The 1,145-nt window shown below is 26.9% G+C and carries 2 protein-coding genes; both read left to right on the forward strand.

Annotation, left to right across the window (positions count from 1 at the left end; all coding sequences use genetic code 11):
* The coding region (locus ACF91D_RS30510) for a type II toxin-antitoxin system PemK/MazF family toxin (protein ID WP_392438493.1) at positions 1–322 on the forward strand (322 nt) is incomplete at its 5' end.
* Positions 323–341: 19 nt separating this feature from the next.
* Positions 342–1,145 (forward strand): TcaA second domain-containing protein (locus ACF91D_RS30515; protein WP_483883396.1); only part of this gene is annotated, 804 nt, incomplete at its 3' end.

Here is a 1,145-nt window from a genome sequence, read left to right on the forward strand (position 1 = left end):
GCATAAAGGTGTGAAAAGTATGATAAAACAATTCGATATTATATCAGTAAATCATGATGATTATTTTATAGTAGTCAGTAATAATCTAGTTAATCAAAATAGTGATACTATTTGGGTTATGCCAATAACTAGCAATGAACAAAAGTACGTTACTGATATTTTGTTAGTTACTAAGAAAAATATAATCAAAGGTATTATTGATACTACACAAATATCATATTTAATAATAGAGCAATGTAACTATAAAGTTCTTGATCATGCACAGCCAAGGATATACAAAGCTATTGTTGATGCAATAGAAGCGCATATTGAAATATTATAACTTTTAGGAGGTATAAAGTATGAACAGTGAAGACCAAAATGATATGAAAAGAACGAATGAAGATAATCCTAAGAGAAGATATAAAAAACCAATAATCATAATAAGCATATTATTGTTTATATGTATCATTATAGCGTTAGTCATATACATAATTTTGAATACTCAAGACTCTAAAGCACAAGTTAAAGATTTAAAAGAAGCAGTAGAAAATAGAGAGTATAGTAGCATATCTAACATGCTAAGTACGAATGACCGAAGTATAACTGAAGAAGAATCTAAACATTTTGTTGATTATGTAAGTAAAGGTAAAAACAAAGAACAATTTGATAAACAAATTAATCATATTATTAAAGAGTTAGATAATCAAAAGACGCATGATGATGATTTAGGTGAAATCAAGGACAATAATGACCGTACATATATTAAAGTTAAAAAGAATGGTAAAAAGCTGTTTTTCATAAATAAGGTAAAATTCGAGCCTGTTTTGTACAGTGTATATGTTAAAGAAGGTAATAATACAGCCAATTACAAATTTCAGAACAGCAATGATAAACAAACAGAGGTAACTGCTCGTAAAAATCGTGTTACAAAATTAGGGAACTTTTTCATTGGTAACTATAGAGTTGCAGCAAATAAATCCTTTAAACAATATGAATCATTAATAGAAGGTGATGTGGATGGGTCTTTAGAAATAAACACAGATAAGTTAAATAAAGATAATAAAATTATAGCTACAGACAATTTTGATCAACTGTGGTTTAAAGCAAAAATAAAGAATGATGAGAAACTAAAAAATGTAGATGATATCTATATCAATGGTAAT

The organism is Staphylococcus sp. 231237_7MaSpsaltlick (assembly GCF_043107035.1).